The organism is Streptomyces macrosporus, from assembly GCF_039533145.1.
In the GTDB taxonomy this organism is placed as follows: Bacteria; Actinomycetota; Actinomycetes; order Streptomycetales; family Streptomycetaceae; genus Streptomyces; species Streptomyces macrosporus.
The window spans coordinates 34,392-52,304 of the sequence record NZ_BAAASZ010000051.1; the positions used below are offsets into that span (position 1 = coordinate 34,392).

Genomic DNA, 17,913 nt, shown 5'->3' on the forward strand with positions numbered 1-17,913 from the left:
GCTGCGGTCAGTCGTCGGCGAGGACGTCGTCGATGTCCAGGCGGCGCAGTTCGCGGACGAGGATGGCGACGCTGGTGAGGATCGCGGCGCCGGAGACGACCGCGTCCAGGAGTTGCAGCTTGTCGCTCTCCCGGCGGGCGAGCTGCACCTGCTTGACGACGCCGAAGGCGCCGAAGAGCGAGGTGCCGATGGACAGGTACAGGCCGGGCTTGCTCTTCTTGAACCCCTTGGCCTTCTTCAGCGTGCTCACAGCGCGGGTGCCTCCTCCAGCAGCGGGTGGCCCCACCGTGCCTGGAAGGCGGCCTCGACCGCGGCACCGACACGGTACAGCCGGTCGTCGGCCATGGCGGGGGCGATGATCTGCAGGCCCACCGGCAGCCCGTCCTCGGGCGCCAGGCCGCACGGCAGCGACATGGCCGCGTTGCCGGCCAGGTTGACCGGGATGGTGCACAGGTCCGCCAGGTACATGGCCATCGGGTCGTCGACGCGCTCGCCGATGGGGAACGCGGTGGTGGGGGTGGTCGGCGAGACCACCACGTCCACCTTCTCGAAGGCCGCGTCGAAGTCGCGCTTGATGAGCGTGCGCACCTTCTGGGCGGAGCCGTAGTAGGCGTCGTAGTAGCCGGAGGAGAGCGCGTACGTGCCGAGCATGATGCGGCGCTTGACCTCGGGCCCGAAGCCGGCCTCGCGGGTGAGGGAGGTGACCTCCTCGGCGGAGTGGTTGCCGTCGTCGCCGACCCGCAGGCCGTAGCGCATGGCGTCGAAGCGGGCCAGGTTGGAGGACGCCTCGCTCGGGGCGATCAGGTAGTACGCCGCGAGCGCCTTGTCGAAGGACGGGCAGGACAGCTCGACGATCTCGGCGCCCAGCTCGCGCAGCAGCTCCACCGACTCGGTGAAGCGCTGCACGACCCCGGCCTGGTAGCCCTCGCCGGAGAACTCCCTGACCACGCCGACGCGCAGCCCCTTCACGTTCCCGTTGCGGGCGGCCTCGACCACCGGCGGGACGGGGGCGTCGATGGAGGTGGAGTCCATCGGGTCGTGCCCGGCGATCACCTCGTGCAGCAGGGCCGCGTCCAGCACCGTGCGGGCGCAGGGACCGCCCTGGTCCAGGGAGGAGGAGAAGGCGACCATGCCGTAGCGGGAGACGGCGCCGTAGGTCGGCTTGACGCCGACGGTGCCGGTGACGGCCGCGGGCTGGCGGATGGAGCCGCCGGTGTCCGTGCCGATGGCCAGCGGGGCCTGGTAGGAGGCCAGGGCCGCGGAGGAGCCGCCGCCGGAGCCGCCGGGGATGCGGGTGAGGTCCCACGGGTTGCCGGTGGGGCCGTAGGCGCTGTTCTCGGTGGAGGAGCCCATGGCGAACTCGTCCATGTTCGTCTTGCCCAGGACCACCACGTCCGCGGCCTTGAGCCGCTTGGTGACCGTGGCGTCGTACGGCGGGATCCAGCCCTCGAGAATCCTGGAGCCGACCGTGGTGGGAACGCCCTCGGTGGTGAAGATGTCCTTGAGCGCGAGCGGGACGCCGGCCAGCGGGCCGAGCTTCTCGCCGCGCGAGCGCTTGGCGTCCACGGCGCGGGCGCGGGCCAGCGCGCCCTCGCGGTCCACGTGGAGGAAGGCGCGCACCTTCTCGTCCACGGCCTCGATCCGGGCGAGGTGGGCCTCGGCCACCTCCACGGCGCTGGTCTCGCCGGAGGCGATCCGCTCGGCGATCTCGGCCGCGGTGAGCCTGATCAGGTCACTGTTGTTGGTCACGTCGGTCACTCCTCCCCCAGGATCTGCGGCACCTTGAAACGCTGCTGCTCCTGGGCCGGGGCGCCGGAGAGCGCCTGCTCGGGGGTCAGCGACGGACGGACCTCGTCCGGGCGCATGACGTTGGTCAGCGGCAGCGGGTGGGAGGTCGGCGGTACGTCCTCGTCGGCGACATCGGAGACGCGGGCGACCGCGCCGATGATGTCGTCGAGCTGTCCGGCGAAGTGGTCGAGCTCTTCGTCCTTCAGCTCCAGACGCGCCAGCCGGGCGAGGTGGGCGACCTCCTCGCGCGTGATGCCAGGCATGCAGCGATTCCTCGGGGTGAGTGGTGGATCTTTCGGGGCTTCTCGGACTCTTCCTGCGGTCCGCCCCAATCCTATGGCGCTCGGCGCCGTGGGCGCACAGCACTACCACACGGGGTCGTCCGGTGCCACCACGCCCGCTCCCCGTCCTCCCGCCGTACCGCTCGTTCCCGGGCCTCCGCTCGCGCCTCCGCGCCGAGCCTCCGCACCGGCCGGCGAGGGGCTACCGCGCGGGTTGTCCGTGGGAGCGTCGGGTGCCGCCCTTCCCGCCGGGGCCCCGCAGCACGGGGGGCGTCCTCTCCACCGGCGGCGGGACCCCGTCGCGCGTCCGCAGCCAGGAGGTGGTCTCGGCCGGGGGCATCGCGGCGGAGACCAGCCAGCCCTGCACGGCGTCGCAGCCCAGGTCGCGCAGGCGTTCCCAGGTCTCGTCGTCCTCCACGCCCTCGGCGACGACGAACAGGCCGAGGGAGTGCGCGAGGTCGACCGTGCAGCGCACGATCTCGGCGTCCTCGGCGTCCACGGCCAGCCGGGCCACGAAGGAGCGGTCGATCTTCAGCTCGCTCACCGGCAGCCGCCGCAGGTGCACCAGCGAGGAGTAGCCGGTGCCGAAGTCGTCCAGGGACATCCGCACGCCGTGGCCGGTGAGCGCGGCCAGGGTGTCCGCGGCCCGCTGCGGGTCCTCCAGGAGGACGTGCTCGGTGATCTCCAGTTGCAGCGCCGCGGCCGGGACGCCGTGGCGGGCCAGCCGGGCGGCGACGGACCCGGCGAAGCCGGGGCTGTGGACGTCGCGAGGCGAGACGTTGACGGCGACCGGCACGCTCAGGCCCTGGGAGCGCCAGCGGGCGACCTGGGCGAGGGCGGTCTCCAGCACGTAGTCGGTCAGGCGCGGCATCAGGCCGGAGGTCTCGGCGATGGCGATGAACTCGTCCGGGGGCACCCTGCCCCGCTCCGGGTGCACCCAGCGGACCAGGGCCTCCAGGCCGGAGACGGAGCCGTCGAAGTTGACCTTGGGCTGGTAGTGCAGCTCCACCTCGCCCGCGTCCAGGGCCCGGCGCAGGTCGCCCAGCAGGCCCAGCCGGTCGGGGGTGTTGCCGTCGCGGGTGGCCTCGTAGACCTCGACGCCGCTGCGGTCGCGCTTGGCCTGGTACATCGCGACGTCGGCGCGGCGCAGCAGGCCCTCGGCCTCGCCGGCGTGGTCCGGGAAGACCGCGACCCCCGCGCTGGCCTCCAGTTCGAGGGTCAGCCCGTCCAGGTCGAGCGGCGAGCCGAGCGCGGAGACGAGCGCGCGGGCGACGCGCTGGGCGCTGGTGGGCGAGTCGGCCAGAGGGAGCAGGACGGCGAACTCGTCGCCGCCGAGCCGGGCCACCTCGGCGCCGTGGGGCAGGGCCGTCCGCAGCCGGTCGGCGATCTGGAGCAGCAGCCGGTCGCCCGCGAGGTGGCCGAGCGTGTCGTTGACCGAGCGGAACCGGTCGAGGTCTATCAGGACCAGGGCCGAGCGCGCGCCCAGCCGGTCGGCCTCGTCCAGGGCGGACCAGGTGCGCTCCAGGAGCCACTGGCGGTTGGCGAGGCCGGTGAGCGGGTCGCGGAGTTGTTCCTCGGCGCGGGCGCGGGCGATCCACAGGGCGGAGTCGAGCGCGACCAGCGGCACGGCGAACAGCGGCAGCAGCAGCGGCGTGTGGGCGGCGACCACGACGATCAGCGGGGAGATGCCCAGCAGGGCGACCGCGATCAGTCCCTGCCGCAGCAGGGCGGTGCGGGCGACGGTGGGGAGCCCCTCCTGCCGCGGGGCCGTGAGGTACCACAGCAGTCCGCGGGTGACCAGCAGGTAGGCGAAGGCGGCGAGGAGGACCTCGGGGAGCGTGCTCGGGCTCCACTCGGCCGGTGTCCAGGGGTGCTCCACCGAGGGGCGGGTGCCGAAGGCGGCGAGGCAGAGGGCGGAGGAGCCGATGCCGAGGATGTCCACCGCCCCGTGCCGCAGGGCCTGCCGCCAGCTGTGCCGCCGGGCCGCGCCGACCAGCACCACGACGGCGAGGCTGACCAGGGTGGCGGGCGTCCAGCCGTACAGCAGCAGGATGGCCATGGTGAGGGCGGCACCGGAACCGGTGCCGCCCCACCAGCGGTCGCGGCCGAGCGCCACCAGGTGCCCGACGATGAGGCCGGTGAGGAGGGCGAAGGACCAGCCCACCACGCCGTTGGGGAAGAGCGCGTACCCCCCGGACACCACCCGCCAGACGCCGATGCCCAGCGCGGCGCCGGCCACCGCGACGACGGCGTGGGCCAGTCCGGGGACCTCCAGGGAGATGGCACGCTGCAGCCAGGGCGCGACGTCGGAGCCGTCGCCCGGCGGGGTCCGCGGGTGCCCGTGGCGGAGCCACTGCCGTCCCCGGTCCCGGGGTTTCTGCTGCATGCGCGTCCCTCTCACAGCCGTCGGTGCCCACGCCACGGCAGGCGCACCCCTCAACACTAGGGCGCGGACGGCCGTCAGGGGCAGTGATCGATCGGGGTTGCCCGAATGCCGACCGGTCGATCGCGTCCGTCTGATAAGCGCCGCGCGGTTCCGTGCCATCACTCGTCAACGGCACTTCGTTCCAAAGGGGTTGACGGTGCGTGGGACTGCCGCCTACTCCGCCGCGGTTTCCGCGGGAACGACGGCGACCTCCCGTGCCGCTTCGGGTCCCCGCTCCAGGAGGACGGCGAATCCGTCGTCGTCCAGGATCGGCACCTTCAACTGCAGGGCCTTGTCATATTTCGATCCAGGACTGTCGCCCGCCACAACAAATCCGGTCTTTTTTGAAACAGAACCAGTCACTTTCGCCCCCCGGCTCTGGAGGGCCTCTTTCGCGCCATCTCGCGTGTACGACCGGAGGGTTCCGGTGACGACGACGGTGACGCCCTCCAGCGGACGCGGCCCCTCCGCCTCGCCGCCCTCCTCCTCCATCCGGACCCCGGCGGCCCGCCACTTCTCGACGATCTCGCGGTGCCAGTCCTCGGCGAACCACGCCTTGAGCGAGGCGGCGATGGTCGGGCCGACCCCCTCGGTGGCCGCCAACTCCTCCTCGGACGCCGCGGCGATCCGGTCCAGCGAGCGGAACTCCCGGGCCAGCGCCTCGGCCGCCACCGGGCCGACGTGACGGATCGACAGGCCGGTGATGATCCGGGCCAGTGGACGCCGCTTGGCCGCCTCGATGTTCTCCAGCATGGCCAGGGTGTTCTTCTTCGGCTCGCCCTTGAGGTTGGCGAAGAGGGTGACGACCTTCTCCTCGCCCGTCTTCGGGTCCCGCTTGGGCAGGCCGCTGTCCGGGTCCAGGACGTGGGTCTTGATGGGCAGCAACTGTTCGAGGGTCAGGTCGAACAGGTCGCCCTCGTCCCGCAGCGGCGGCTCGGCCGGCTCCAGCGGCTGGGTGAGCGCGGTGGCCACCACGTACCCGAAGTGCTCGATGTCCAGGCACTTGCGGCCCGCGAGGTAGAACAGCCGCTCGCGCAACTGCCCCGGACAGGAACGGGCGTTGGGGCAGCGCAGGTCGACGTCCCCCTCCTTGGCGGGCTTGAGCGGGGTGCCGCACTCGGGGCAGTCGGCGGGCATCACGAACTCCCGCTCGCTGCCGTCCCGCAGGTCGGCCACCGGACCCAGGATCTCGGGGATGACGTCGCCCGCCTTGCGCAGCGCGACCGTGTCCCCGATCAGCACGCCCTTGGCCTTCACCACGTCCTGGTTGTGGAGGGTGGCGAACTCCACCTCGGAGCCCGCCACCGTCACCGGCTCCACCACGGCGAACGGCGTGGCCCGCCCGGTGCGGCCGATGCTCACCTTGATGTCCAGCAGCTTGGTGTTGACCTCCTCCGGCGGGTACTTCCAGGCCACGGCCCAGCGCGGCGCCCGCGAGGTGGAGCCCAGCCGCCCCTGGAGGGGGATCTCGTCCAGCTTGACGACGACCCCGTCGATCTCGTGCTCCACCGAGTGGCGGTGCTCGCCGTAGTGGGCGATGAACTCCCGCACGCCCTCGATGGAGTCGACCACCCTGGCGTGCGGGGAGGTCGGCAGCCCCCACTCGCGCAACAGCTCGTAGGCGTGCGACAGCCGGTCGATGTCGAAGCCCTCGCGGGCGCCGATGCCGTGCACCACCATGTGGAGCGGGCGCTCCGCGGTGACCCTGGGGTCCTTCTGGCGCAGCGAGCCGGCCGCCGCGTTGCGCGGGTTGGCGAACGCCGGCTTGCCCCCCTCGACCAGCCGCGCGTTCAACCGCTCGAAGTGCTCCATGGGGATGAACACCTCGCCGCGGATCTCCACCAGTTCGGGGATCCGCTCGCCGCGCAGCCGCTCGGGGACGTCCGGGATGGTGCGGATGTTGGGCGTGATGTCCTCGCCGGTGCGCCCGTCGCCCCGCGTCGCGGCCCGGGTCAGCCTGCCGTGCTCGTACGTCAGGTTGACGGCGAGCCCGTCCACCTTCAGCTCGCACAGGAAGTGGTGCGGGACGTCGCCCAGTTCGCGCGCGATCCGGTCGGCCCAGCCGTCCAGCTCGGCGTCGGCGAAGACGTTGTCCAGCGACAGCATCCGCTCGCGGTGCCGGACGGAGGTGAACTCCGTCTCGTACGCGCCCGCCACCTTCTGGGTCGGCGAGTCGGGGCCGGCCAGCTCCGGGTACTCCTCCTCCAGCGCCTGGAGCTCGCGCATCAGGGCGTCGAACTCGGCATCGCTGATGACGGGCGAGGTCACGTAGTACCGGAAGCGGTGCTCATCGATCTCCTGAGCCAGCCTCGCGTGCCTCTCGCGCGCCGCGCTGTCCGGGCTCTTCATCTCCACGAAACCAGTCTCCCGTCACTCAGGGTCGTTTGCGAGCGACCGTGCGGCCCGGACGCAGTGTTCGAGCGCGGCCCGCGCGTACGCGGGGGAGGCGCCCGCCAGCCCACAGGCGGGCGTGACCACCACCGACCGCGCGAGCAGCTCCGGTCCCAGCCCCAACCTGCGCCACAGCGTTCTGACACCCATGACGCTACCGGCCGGGTCCGACAATCCCCCCGAGGCCGTCTCCGTCGCGGGCACGGCCCCGGCGAACAGCGCCGTGCCGCCCTCGACCGCCTCGCCGATCGCCTCGTCGTCACGCTCCGTGAGCAGCGAGAGGTCGAAGGAGATGCCCGTGGCGCCCGCCCGCCGCAGCAGCGCGAAGGGCACCCCGGGCGCGCAGGAGTGCACCACCACGGGGCCGCCCCCGGTCGCCTCCCCGGCCGCCTCGACCACCTGCCGCAGGGCCTGCTCCACGACGGCCCGGTCCACGGCCCGGTGGGTGCGGTACCCGCTGGCGGTGGGCACCCGCCCGGTCAGCACGGCGGTCAGGGACGGCTCGTCCAGCTGGAGGACCACCGTCGCGCCCGGCACCCGGCGGCGCACCTCGGCCAGGTGGTTCCGCACCCCCTCGGCCAGGGACTCGGCCAGGTAGCGGCAGGCGCCGGCGTCGCCGAGCATCGCCTCGCCGTTCCGGCGCTCCAGCGACGCCGCCATCGTCCACGGCCCGACGGCCGAGACCTTCAGCGCCCCGGTGTAGCCCTGGGTGAACTCCTCCAGCGCGTCCAGGTCCTCGCCCAGCCAGGACCGGGCGCGCCGCGTGTCGCGTCCGGGGGCGTCGCCGACCCGCCAGCCGCTGGGCTCCAGGCGGGCGTACAGCTCCACCAGCAGCCCGGCCGTCCGCCCGATCAGGTCCGCGCCGGGTCCGCGCGCGGGCAGCTCCGGCAGGTACGGGAACTCCTCCAGGACGCCGGTGACGATCCTCGCCGCCTCGCGGGCGTCCGTGCCGGGCATCGACCCGATCCCGGTGGCGGCGGCCCGGCCCCACACGTGCTCGCTCACGCCGACGGCCTCACCCTCAGGTCGGTGATCTCCGCGCCGGCGGGGAGGTCGAGGGCCGTCAGCACCGTCGTCGCCACCGCCTCCGCGGGGATCCAGCGCTCCGGGTCGTACTCCCTCCCCTCCTGCCGGTGCACCTTGGCCTGCATCGGCGTGGCGGTGCGGCCCGGGTAGACGGAGGTGACGCGCACCCCGTTCTCCTTCTCCTCCGCGCGCAGCGAGTCGGCGAGCGCCTTCAGTCCGTGCTTGCTGGCGGCGTACGCGCCCCAGTCGGCGTTGGCGTTCAGGCCCGCGCCGGAGTTGACGAAGACCACGTGGCCGCGTGCCAGGCGGAGCTGGGGCAGCAGCAGCCGGGTCAGCTCGGCCGGGCCGACCAGATTGACCGCCAGGGTGGCGTTCCAGATCTTCGGGGTCAGCTCCCCGATCGCGCCCAGCTCCACGACCCCGGCGACGTGCAGCAGGGAGTCCACCTCCTGCGGCAGTTCCTGGTGGGACAGCGCCCACGACAGGCGCTCGGGCTCGGCCAGATCCCCGACGAGGGTGCGGGCGCCGGGAAAGCGTTCGGCGAGTTCCCTGGCACGTCCCGCGTCCCGCGCCAGCAGCCACAACTCGTCGCCGCGCTCGCTCAGCCGCTCGGCGATCGCGGCCCCGATGCCGGAGCCCGCCCCGGTGATCACATGCGTTCCCATGGACTCCATCGTCCCATCCGTCGTCACCCGTGCCGGGCACGGCGCCGTCCGTCGTGGTCCAATGCGGACCATGGCCGCCTCCACCCCTCCGACCCCCCGCCTCCCCTCCCCCGGCCGTCCTCCCGCGCCCGCCCCGGCCGGCCACATGGTCGTCTGCGGCGACAACTCCCTGGCCCAGCGGCTGGTGCGGGAACTCGCCTCCGTCTACCGGCAGCGGGTCACCGTCGTGCTGCCCTCGCTGCGCGGCGGCGACCAGGGCCCGCAGATCGCCGCGCTGGTCGGCGATCCGCTGCTGGACGTACGGGCGGTGGAGGCCCAGGTGCCGGACGACGCCGCCCTGCGCGAGGCGGGCATCGAGCACGCCGCCGCGCTGGCGCTGACCTCGGGCGACGACCAGCTCAACATCCACACCGCGCTGCGCGCCCGCCGCATCAACCCCGAACTGCGCCTGGTCATCCGGATGTTCAACCGCACCCTGGGCCGTTACCTGGAGGACCTGCTCGACCGGACGATCACCGCCCGCGTCCCCGGCCTGGACCAGACGGCCGTGGACGCCTCCACCACCGTCCTCTCCGACGCCGACACCGCCGCCCCCTCCCTGGTGGCGGCGGCGGTGGTCGGCAGCGACAAGATCATCCAGGCGGACGGGCTGCTGCTGCGGGCCAAGGACCGCACCATCGGCACCGCCGACCGCCGCGACCCGCTGTGCACCCTCGCGCTGCTGCCCGACACCCCGGACGCCGACGAGGGCGACGTCTACACCGCCCCCGGAGACCGCGACGGCCCGACCCTCCTCCCGAACCCCCGCGAGTTGGCGGGGCTGCCGCCCGAGCGCGGCACGGTCATGCTGGAGGCGATCACCAGCCGCCCCGGCGGGCCGAGCCTCCCCGCCCGCGTCCCCCGGCTGCCGGTGGGCACCTTCTTCTCCCGGCGGCTGCGCGCCTCCCTGATCGCCCTCACCGCCGTGGTGGCGCTGCTGGCCGCGGCCAACTGGTACGTCACCCGCGAACTCCCCCTGCACGCCGCGTACGTCACGCTGCTCAACGTCCTGTCGATCAACGACCCGGCCGTCGGGGAGTCCACCGGCGAGCAGGTCCTGCAACTGCTGGGCGCCCTCGCCGGAACGGCGCTGCTGCCGCTGCTGTTCGCCGTGGTGCTGGAGAGCTACGGCACCTTCCGCCAGGCGGCCACCCTGCCGCCCCCGCCGCGCGGCATCGAGCGGCACGTCGTCCTGCTCGGCCTGGGCAAGGTCGGCACCCGTGTGCTGGACCGGCTGCTGGAGATGGGCATTCCGGTGGTGTGCATCGAGCGCGATCCCGAGGCGCGGGGCATCGCCGTGGCCCGCGCCCGGCGGGTGCCGACCCTGATCGCGGACGTCACCGAGGGCGGCGTGCTGGAGGAGGCCGGGATCGCCCGCAGCCGGGCGCTGCTGGCCCTCACCAGCGACAGCGGCACCAATCTGGAGGCCACGCTCTACGCCCGCCAGGTCAATCCCGGCCTGCGGGTGGTGATGCGCCTGTTCGACGACGAGTTCGCCGCCACCGTCTACCGCACCCTGCGCGACACCTACCCCACCGCCCAGACCCACAGCCGCAGCGTCTCGGCGCTGGCGGCCCCGGCCTTCGCCGGGGCCATGATGGGGCGTCAGGTGCTGGGCGCCATACCGGTCGGCCGTCGGGTGCTGGTCTTCGCCGTGGTGTCGGTGGCGGGCAACCGGCTGCTGGAGGGACGCACCGTCGGCGAGGCGTTCCGCCCCGGCGCCTGGCGGATCCTGGCCCTGGACACCGCCCCGCCCGACCGCCGCCGCGCCGACCTGGGCACCTTCTCGCCCGACTCTCCGACGTACACCCTCACCGGCGACCTGGCCTGGCGGCTGCACGACGGCTACGTGATGACGGCGGGCGACCGCGTGGTGGTGGCCGCCACCCGCGAGGGCCTGGGCGTCCTGCTGGCGGGCGGCGACCCGCGCGGCGCGGACGCGGACGCCCCGGCGCCCGCGCCGTGAACCGGGCCCGTCCGCGTCACCGGCCGTCGCCGGCCCCGTGCGCCGGCGCGCGACCGGTCCTCCGGCGCGCGTCTCAGCCCGGCACGCCCGCGCTCTCGCTCTCGCCCGCGTCGTCGCCGTCGCCCGGAGCGCGGTCCTCCGACGGCGCCGGCGTCGGGTGGGTGACGCGGATCTTGGACTGGCCGTGCGGGAGCCGTTCCCAGTCGTCCATGAAGCGCGCTTCGAGGCCGTGGCTGGCGGCGAGGTCGGTCAGCGTCTCGGTGCGGTAGTAGAAGTCCTCGCGCAGCACGTGGTGCTCGCGGCCCTCGGTGCGGTCGAAGGTGAAGTCGAAGAAGCCGCCCGGCGCGAGGATCCGTCCCACGTTCTCCAGGCACTGGTCGACGACGTGCAGCGGCGAGTGGGAGAAGACGCTGTGGGCGTGGACGACCGTGAAGTACCCCTCGGGCAGGAAGTCGAAGGTCAGGTCGTCGGTGATCGCCAGGTACGGCAGCTTGTCCTGGAGCCCGTGGCGCACGAGGGTCCGCTTGGCCTCCAGGAGGATGTCGGGCGATATGTCGATGCCGTAGTAGTGGCCCGGCTCCAGGTGCTCGATGAACAGCCGGCCCGCCCGCAGGTTGCCACAGCCGATCTCCAGCATCCGGTCCTCGGGCCTCAGGCCGTGCGCGACCAGGTAGTCGAACTGCATCCGCCCGATCGCCAGCCAGCGTTCGGGGGACGGCTTCCCGCCGACCGCCGCCTCCGGGCTGCGGGCCGCGTCGGAGGCCATCACGGCCCGGTAGTACGCGATGTGGTCGCGGTGCCTCGCCCACAGCCAGGCGTCCCGGGCGGCCCGGCGCAGATGGGCGGGAATCCGCTCGGGGTGGTGGAGCGCGTAGCGCGCCTTGTGGGCGAGGCTGGCGCGGTTCCGGGAGAGTCGGGAGGGGAGCGCGGTTCGCATGGGCACCTCCGTGTTCGCTCGGGTGACGAGCCGGTGGCGCCAGTATGGGCGGGACGCCCCCACCGCACCCCTCCACTGCTCCGAACGAGTGCGTTCCCCCGTCTGCCGGGCACGGACCGTCCTCCCCCGGAGACAACCCGTTCCGCGCGGCACACGTCCTGGTCCCCGCGAGGCGTTCGACGGGACCGGCCCGCATCCCCCGGGGGGTTCGGCGGTCCCGTCCGCCCCGCTATACACTCCGCGTATACGCGCAGTGTATACACGCACTTCATACTCGTGCCGCTCGAAGCGGGCCCCGAACGGCTGAGGGCCGCGGAGCGGGAAGGAGCCGCCGGCGAGGTGGCGCGCTCGGGACCGGCGGTCGCCGGGGCGCACCGCAGGCTGGGCAACGCGGCCGAGGCCGACCGCGCCTGGAAGGCGAGCTACCGCGCCGCCCGCACGGCCGGGGACACCGCGCCGCCATGGCGTGAGCGCTGTGGAGCGGCGGCACCCTGGCACGGCAGCGCGGCGCCCTGGACCTCTCCTGGCGGCTGCTCTTCCTCGCGGCCGAACTCGGCGAGCGGGGCGGGGACGTCGTGGCGCGCGGGTACTCGCTCGCGGGTCCGGCGGAGACCGGCCGCGTCCAGGGCGACCACGAGGCCGTGGGAGCGCTGCACGAACAGCTCCTGGCCGAGACGCGCAGAAGGGGCGAGGCACGGCACACGGTGTGGGCGCTGGAGGGCATCGCGCAGATGCACCGCAACCACGGCTCCCACGACTCGGCGTACGCGCCGTTCGCCGAGGCGGCCGAGACAGCCGCGCGGGCCGACGACCGGCGGGGCCACGCCTGGGCCCTGCGCGGCACGGCCGACATCCTCTCCGCCCGCGACGGGGACACCGACCGCGCCCTGGAGCCGCTGAGCGAGGCGGAGGCGACCTGCCGGGAGATGCACCCGGCCGGCGCGCCGGCCCACAACCACAAGATGCGGGGCAACGTCCTGTACCGCGCCGCCCGGTACGCCGAGGCCCGCGGGATGTACGCACAGGCCCTCGCGGAGTTCCGGGACACGGGCGAGCCGCGGGGCGAGGCCCTCGCGCGGCTGGGGTCGGTCAAGTCCCTGGCCCGGCTGGGCCGCGACCGCGCCGGGACGGCCGCCGACCTGGCCCGGCTGGGCCGCGACCGCGCCGGGACGGCCGCCGACCTGGCCCGCCGAGATGGCCGCGTACTCCCTGGGCTGGTGCGAGGTGGGCGGCGCGCCCGCCTCCGGCGCGACGGGCAAGGGACTGCGCCAGACGCCCGCCGCGCCCGGGGCGCCGAGGCCGTNNNGGGGCGCCGAGGCCGTCGGCGCCCCGGGCGCGGCGGGCGCGGTCGCGGTGGAGCCGGCGCACACCTTCTCGCTCGTCCACGACGACCCTGCCGGTGCCGGCCGCCCTGAGCGCGGACGGCCCGGCCGCCCGACGGCTCGTCGACCTCCTGGAGGCCGCGGACGCCCTCGACCGCGACGGCGCCCGCCGGGCGGCCTCGCTGATCGAGGAGGCGGGTGGCCGCTCGGCCGCGCCGGCCGAGGCGCGCCGCCACATCGCCGCGGTGCACGCCTGTCCGGAGTCGGTGCCGCCGGCGCCGCGACCGCTCGACGACCTGCGGACGCCGCTGGACTTCCTCCTGCGCCGCCGGATGTGAACCGCTCCCCGGCAGGGGGCCGCACGCGGTCGCGGATCGCGGCGGACGGCGGCTTCCGGGCCTCCCCGTCCCCGCGGCCGCCGCCCGACGGTCGCGGGGGCCATGGCCGGTCTCTCCTCGGTTCCTCGCCGACCGTCCTCCCGATCCCCGGCCCCGCGCACGGTGGTTCCCGTGGTGCCCCGAAAACCGCTCGCGCGGTCGCCGCGCGTCGGCTAGAACGGGCGCGATGACCGATCCCCATCCGCTCCGCACCGTCACCGACGCCGAGTTCGACGCCTGGGCCCGCATGATCGCCGACACCTACGGCGCCGACCGGACCGATGAAGAACTCGCGAACCAACGTGCCGCCACCGCGCTGGACCGCACCGTCGCCGCCTTCGACGGGGACACGCCCGTGGGCGGCGCGTCCGTCTACGCCCGCCTGCTGACGGTCCCGGGAGCCGTCATGCCGGTCGCGGGCGTCGCCTCGGTCGGGGTGGCCCCCACCCACCGGCGCCGCGGCATCCTCACCTCGATGATGCGCCGGCTGCTGACCGACGTGTACGAGCGCGGCGACGAGCCGATCGCCGCGCTGCGTCCCACCGAGGCCGCGATCTACGGCCGCTTCGGCTACGGTCCCGCCACGCGGGGGAGCCTGCTCCGCTGCGAGAGGCGCTCCCTGCGCTTCCGTCCCGGAACGGACTTCGGCGACGGGACCGTCCACTTGGTGGACCGCGCCCGGGCCCGTCCCCTGATCGAGGAGGTCTACGACCGGGTCCGCGGCGGCTCGGTCGGCTGGCCCGACCGGGACGACAGCCACTGGACCGTCCGCCTGTTCGACGAGCCGTACGCGCGCGACGGCGCGACCTCGCTGCGTTTCGCCGTGCACCGGGAGCCGGACGGCCGGGTCACCGGATACGCCCTCTACCGGCACAAGACGGCATGGGACGCCGCGAGCGGCAGCGCCGGCGTCGTGCGGGTCGAGGAGCTGGCGGCGCTCTCGCTCCCGGCGTACGCCGCGCTGTGGCGCTTCCTGGCGGGGATCGACCTGATGCCGTGGATCGAGTACGAGGGGGCGGTGGACGAGCCGCTGCCGCACCTGCTGGTGGAGGCGCGGGCGGTGCGCTCGACCGTGGTCGACCGGCTGTGGGTGCGGCCGGTCGACGTCGGCCGGGCCCTGGCGGGACGCCGCTACTCGGCTCCGCTGGACCTGGTCCTGGACGTCGAGGACGACTTCTGCCCGTGGAACACCGGGCGCCACCGCCTCCAGGCCGACGGCGACGCGGTGACCTGCGAACGCACCACGGCACCCGCCGATCTGCGGCTGACCCCGGCCGAGCTGGGCGCGGCCTTCCTGGGCGGTACGACGCTGGCGTCGCTGGCGGCCGCGGGTCTGGTCCGGGAGCTGCGGCCGGGCGCGCTGGCCCGCGCCACGCGCGCCTTCCGCGGCGACCGGGAGTCCTTCTACCCCGGCGGCTGGGCGTTCCCCCTGTACTGAGCCCGTACCGAGCCCCGCGCCCCCGCCCGCCCCGCCGTCCAGCCCCCTTCGCGGCGGCGGGAGGCGGGGCTGGGCTCCCGGCAGGACGGCGCCGGCGGCACCGGACGGCATCGGTGCCACGGACGAAGGGGGGCCGCTCGATGGGCGGGACGGTCACGGCGGTCGGCGGCAACGGCACGTACTCGTTCACCAAGCCGAACCGGGACGGCATCACGCTGCTCGCCGGGCTCGGGGTGGAGGGGGACGTCCACGCGGGGGTGACGGTCAAGCACCGCTCGCGCGTCGCCCAGGACCCCACCCAGCCGAACCTGCGCCAAGTGCACCTGATCCACGAGGAGTTGTTCGACGAGGTCGGCGGGGCGGGGTTCGACGTGCGGCCGGGGCAGCTCGGCGAGAACATCACCACCCGCGGCGTCGACCTGCTCGGCCCGCCCACGGGCACGCTGCTGCGCCTCGGCGGCGAGGCGGTCGTGGAGCTCACCGGACTGCGCAACCCCTGCCTCCGGATCGAGAACTTCCGGCCGGGCCTGCCGAAGCAGGTCGTCGGCCGCGACGAGGACGGCCACGTCGTCCGCAAGGCCGGGGTGATGAGCGTCGTCAGGACCGGCGGCGTGGTGCGCCCCGGCGACGCGATCGAGGTCGAACTGCCGGACGGACCGCACCGGCCCCTGGAGCGGGTCCGACCTCAGCCGGCCCGACGGGTCAGGACGCGGGTGACGGTGCCGTCGTCCTCGGTGATGTCGCGGACGTGCGTGAAACCGATCCTGCCCAACAGGCGGAGCGAGGCGGCGTTGGGCGCGGCCACGGTGGCGTGGACCTCGGCCAGGCCGAGGGTGTCGAAGCCGTGGGCGACGAGCGCCTCGGCGACCTCGGTGCCCAGCCCGCGTCCCCACGCGGCGGGGGCCAGGGCGTAGACGATCTCGTGGCCGCCGGTCTCGTCGGTGCGCTTGATCTCGGCGTGCCCGACGTGGCGGCCGTCCTCGCGCACCGCCCAGACGTCGAACAGCCCCTGGGCGTGGACCGTGGTGAAGACCCGCCCGAACAGGGCCCGGGCCTCGGCCTCGGACAGGGGCCCGTCGCCCATCCAGCGGGCGACCCTCGCGTCCCGGAACAGGGCGACGAAGTCCTCCTCGTCCGCCGGGACGTACGGCTCCAGGAGCAGGCGTTCGGTGCGCAGGGGCGGGGGCAGCGTGGTCACGCGCGGACGCTATCCGGGCGCCGCCCGCCCGGCAACGGGATTGTCCCGCCGCGACCGGCGAGGCCGTTCACGTCGTCGGGGCCGCCCGTCCGGCCCGGCGCGGGTGCGGAGCGTCAGCTCCTCGTGGCCGCCGCTCCCCGGCGCTCGGTGGCGGCGATGGTGGCCGAGCCGACGACGCGGGTGCCGTCGTAGAGGACGATCGCCTGGCCCGGGGCGACGCCGCGGACCGGCTCGGTGAAGGTCACCCGCAGCTCGCCGTCCACCATCTCCGCCGTCACCTCGGTCTCGCCGCCGTGCGCGCGGAGCTGGGCGGTGTAGGTGCCGGGGCCGGTGGGCGGGGTGCCGCACCAGCGGGGGCGGACGGCGGTCAGGGCGACCACGTCCAGGGCGGAGGCCGGACCGACGGTGACCGTGTTGTCCACCGGGGAGATGTCCAGGACGTAGCGCGGCTTGCCGTCGGGGGCGGGGTGGCCGATGCGCAGCCCCTTGCGCTGGCCGACGGTGAAGCCGTACGCGCCGGAGTGGGTGCCGAGCTTGTTCCCGTCCTCGTCGACGATGTCGCCCTCGGCGGTGCCCAGGTGCTTGGCGAGGAAGCCCTGGGTGTCGCCGTCGGCGATGAAGCAGATGTCGTGGCTGTCGGGCTTGCGGGCGACGGCCAGGCCGCGGCGCTCGGCCTCGGCGCGGATCTCCTCCTTGGTGGTGGGGGTGTCGCCGAGGGGGAACATGGCGTGGGCGAGCTGCCGCTCGTCGAGCACGCCGAGGACGTAGCTCTGGTCCTTGGCGGCGTCGGCGGCGCGGTGCAGCTCGCGGGTGCCGTCCTCGCGGACCACGATGGTGGCGTAGTGGCCGGTGCACACCGCGTCGAAGCCCAGCGCCAGGGCCTTGTCCAGCAGCGCCGCGAACTTGATCTTCTCGTTGCAGCGCAGGCAGGGGTTGGGGGTGCGGCCGGCCTCGTACTCGGCGATGAAGTCCTCCACCACGTCTTGGCGGAAGCGCTCGGCGAGGTCCCACACGTAGAAGGGGATGCCGATGACGTCGGCGGCGCGGCGGGCGTCGCGGGAGTCCTCGATGGTGCAGCAGCCGCGGGCGCCGGTGCGGAAGGACTGCGGGTTCGCCGACAGGGCGAGGTGGACGCCGGTGACGTCGTGGCCCGCTTCCACCGCGCGGGCGGCGGCGACGGCGGAGTCGACGCCGCCGGACATGGCGGCGAGGACGCGGAGGCGGGGCGCGGGGTTCGGCGCGTGCGGCGTGTCAGTCATAGCGCTCCCCAGGGTACGGGGCCACGCGCGGAGCCGTGGAACCGAACGGGTGATCCCGAGCGTTGTGCGGGCCGTGAGCGAGAGAGAAGCCCTCGGCCCGCGAGCGGCGGCGCGGAAGGCCCGGAAGGGGCGGTCGGTCGGCCGCCGTGCCCTGTTGATCGGAGGTGCCGCGGTGGGCCTGGGCGCCATCGGCTACGCGGCCCGCGACGACGCGTCCCGCCTGTGGTGGCGGGTGCCGGGGGTGGACCGGCCGCGCGCCGAGGGCGAGGTGGACCATCCGGGCGCGGAGTGGATACCGGCGTCCGACGCGAACTGGCGGCGGGCCGACCGGCCGTACGACTACACCGTCGACCGGGTGGTGATCCACGTCATCCAGGGCGGCTACGACGTGGCCGTGAAGGTCTTCCAGGACCCCTCCCACGGTGCCGCCACCCACTACGTGGTGCGGACCTCCGACGGGCACGTGGCGCAGATGGTGCGGGAGTTGGACGTGGCCTACCACGCGGGCGACCGCGCGTACAACGAGCGCAGCATCGGCATCGAGCACGAGGGCTTCGTGGACCGCGCCGAGACCATCACCGACGCCACCTACCGCGCGTCGGCCGAGCTGGTCGCCGGGATATGCGACCGGTACGGGCTGCCCCGGGACCGCGAGCACATCGTCGGCCACGTCGAGGTCCCCGGCACCGACCACACCGATCCCGGCCCGCACTGGGACTGGGACCGCTATCTGCGGATGGTCCGGGACGTCCCGGTGCGCGGGGCGTGAGGTTCCGTTCCCCGCGCCGGGCGCGACGGCGG

The 17,913-nt window shown here is 74.4% G+C and carries 14 protein-coding genes and 2 pseudogenes; 6 read left to right on the forward strand and 10 right to left on the reverse strand.

Annotation, left to right across the window (positions count from 1 at the left end; all coding sequences use genetic code 11):
- Positions 1–7: 7 nt before the first annotated feature.
- From ABD335_RS27780 to ABD335_RS27810, 7 genes are all read right to left on the reverse strand, one after another.
- Positions 8–250, reverse strand: coding sequence for a hypothetical protein (locus ABD335_RS27780; RefSeq protein WP_344328427.1), 243 nt, complete (start codon positions 248–250; stop codon positions 8–10).
- Positions 247–1,749 carry an Asp-tRNA(Asn)/Glu-tRNA(Gln) amidotransferase subunit GatA gene (gene gatA / locus ABD335_RS27785; RefSeq protein WP_344328428.1) on the reverse strand — a complete coding sequence of 501 codons (1,503 nt, stop codon included), beginning with the start codon at positions 1,747–1,749 and terminating at the stop codon, positions 247–249. Before gatA ends, ABD335_RS27780 begins: the two co-directional genes overlap by 4 nt.
- 5 nt (positions 1,750–1,754) lie before the next feature.
- Entirely contained in the window at positions 1,755–2,051 is a 297-nt protein-coding gene (gatC, locus tag ABD335_RS27790) for an Asp-tRNA(Asn)/Glu-tRNA(Gln) amidotransferase subunit GatC (protein ID WP_031505700.1), read from the reverse strand.
- A 220-nt stretch (positions 2,052–2,271) separates the two neighbouring features.
- Positions 2,272–4,455, reverse strand: coding sequence for a putative bifunctional diguanylate cyclase/phosphodiesterase (locus ABD335_RS27795; RefSeq protein ID WP_344328430.1), 2,184 nt, complete (start codon positions 4,453–4,455; stop codon positions 2,272–2,274).
- Positions 4,456–4,668: 213 nt separating this feature from the next.
- Positions 4,669–6,843, reverse strand: coding sequence for an NAD-dependent DNA ligase LigA (gene ligA, locus ABD335_RS27800; RefSeq protein ID WP_344328923.1), 2,175 nt, complete (start codon positions 6,841–6,843; stop codon positions 4,669–4,671).
- Between the two features lie 21 nt (positions 6,844–6,864).
- Positions 6,865–7,890 (reverse strand): methionine synthase, encoded by a 1,026-nt coding sequence (locus ABD335_RS27805; protein ID WP_344328432.1) that lies wholly within the window; start codon positions 7,888–7,890, stop codon positions 6,865–6,867.
- Complete coding sequence (locus ABD335_RS27810) at positions 7,887–8,576, reverse strand: SDR family oxidoreductase (protein ID WP_344328434.1); 690 nt, start codon at positions 8,574–8,576, stop codon at positions 7,887–7,889. Before ABD335_RS27810 ends, ABD335_RS27805 begins: the two co-directional genes overlap by 4 nt.
- Positions 8,577–8,646: 70 nt before the next feature.
- Between ABD335_RS27810 and ABD335_RS27815 the strand changes: the two genes are divergently transcribed.
- Positions 8,647–10,581 (forward strand): NAD-binding protein, encoded by a 1,935-nt coding sequence (locus ABD335_RS27815; RefSeq protein ID WP_344328435.1) that lies wholly within the window; start codon positions 8,647–8,649, stop codon positions 10,579–10,581.
- Between the two features lie 73 nt (positions 10,582–10,654).
- On the opposite strand, the gene ABD335_RS27820 is transcribed toward ABD335_RS27815, so the two are convergent.
- On the reverse strand, positions 10,655–11,518 hold the full coding sequence (locus tag ABD335_RS27820; RefSeq protein ID WP_344328437.1) for a class I SAM-dependent methyltransferase: 864 nt from the start codon (positions 11,516–11,518) through the stop codon (positions 10,655–10,657).
- Between the two features lie 231 nt (positions 11,519–11,749).
- Here ABD335_RS27820 and ABD335_RS27825 point away from each other — a divergent pair.
- From ABD335_RS27825 to ABD335_RS27840, 4 genes and pseudogenes are all read left to right on the forward strand, one after another.
- Positions 11,750–12,933, forward strand: a pseudogene (locus ABD335_RS27825) (tetratricopeptide repeat protein).
- On the forward strand, positions 12,918–13,178 hold the full coding sequence (locus tag ABD335_RS27830; RefSeq protein ID WP_344328438.1) for a hypothetical protein: 261 nt from the start codon (positions 12,918–12,920) through the stop codon (positions 13,176–13,178). The pseudogene ABD335_RS27825 and the gene ABD335_RS27830 overlap by 16 nt, the downstream one beginning before the upstream one ends.
- Positions 13,179–13,404: 226 nt before the next feature.
- Complete coding sequence (locus ABD335_RS27835) at positions 13,405–14,655, forward strand: GNAT family N-acetyltransferase (protein WP_344328439.1); 1,251 nt, start codon at positions 13,405–13,407, stop codon at positions 14,653–14,655.
- 140 nt (positions 14,656–14,795) lie between these two features.
- Positions 14,796–15,335 (forward strand): annotated as a pseudogene (locus tag ABD335_RS27840) (MOSC domain-containing protein); the annotation flags it as partial.
- A 5-nt stretch (positions 15,336–15,340) separates the two neighbouring features.
- Here ABD335_RS27840 and ABD335_RS27845 read toward each other — a convergent pair.
- Together ABD335_RS27845 and mnmA are read right to left on the reverse strand one after the other, a co-directional pair.
- A complete protein-coding gene (locus ABD335_RS27845; protein WP_344328925.1) occupies positions 15,341–15,844 on the reverse strand; it encodes a GNAT family N-acetyltransferase in 504 nt (167 codons plus the stop codon).
- Between the two features lie 122 nt (positions 15,845–15,966).
- A complete protein-coding gene (gene mnmA, locus ABD335_RS27850; protein WP_344328441.1) occupies positions 15,967–17,112 on the reverse strand; it encodes a tRNA 2-thiouridine(34) synthase MnmA in 1,146 nt (381 codons plus the stop codon).
- Positions 17,113–17,185: 73 nt separating this feature from the next.
- Between mnmA and ABD335_RS27855 the strand changes: the two genes are divergently transcribed.
- Positions 17,186–17,881, forward strand: a complete 696-nt coding sequence (locus tag ABD335_RS27855) for an N-acetylmuramoyl-L-alanine amidase (RefSeq protein WP_344328444.1) — start codon at positions 17,186–17,188, stop codon at positions 17,879–17,881.
- Positions 17,882–17,913 lie beyond the last annotated feature (32 nt).

Excerpts from the sequence above, each read along its gene's own strand:
- gatC (WP_031505700.1), bottom strand. The coding sequence starts at position 2,051 with ATGCCTGGCATCACGCGCGAGGAGGTCGCCCACCTCGCCCGGCTGGCG.
- ABD335_RS27795 (WP_344328430.1), bottom strand. The coding sequence starts at position 4,455 with ATGCAGCAGAAACCCCGGGACCGGGGACGGCAGTGGCTCCGCCACGGG.
- ligA (WP_344328923.1), bottom strand. The coding sequence starts at position 6,843 with ATGAAGAGCCCGGACAGCGCGGCGCGCGAGAGGCACGCGAGGCTGGCT.
- ABD335_RS27810 (WP_344328434.1), bottom strand. The coding sequence starts at position 8,576 with ATGGGAACGCATGTGATCACCGGGGCGGGCTCCGGCATCGGGGCCGCG.
- ABD335_RS27815 (WP_344328435.1), top strand. The coding sequence starts at position 8,647 with ATGGCCGCCTCCACCCCTCCGACCCCCCGCCTCCCCTCCCCCGGCCGT.
- ABD335_RS27820 (WP_344328437.1), bottom strand. The coding sequence starts at position 11,518 with ATGCGAACCGCGCTCCCCTCCCGACTCTCCCGGAACCGCGCCAGCCTC.
- ABD335_RS27835 (WP_344328439.1), top strand. The coding sequence starts at position 13,405 with ATGACCGATCCCCATCCGCTCCGCACCGTCACCGACGCCGAGTTCGAC.
- mnmA (WP_344328441.1), bottom strand. The coding sequence starts at position 17,112 with ATGACTGACACGCCGCACGCGCCGAACCCCGCGCCCCGCCTCCGCGTC.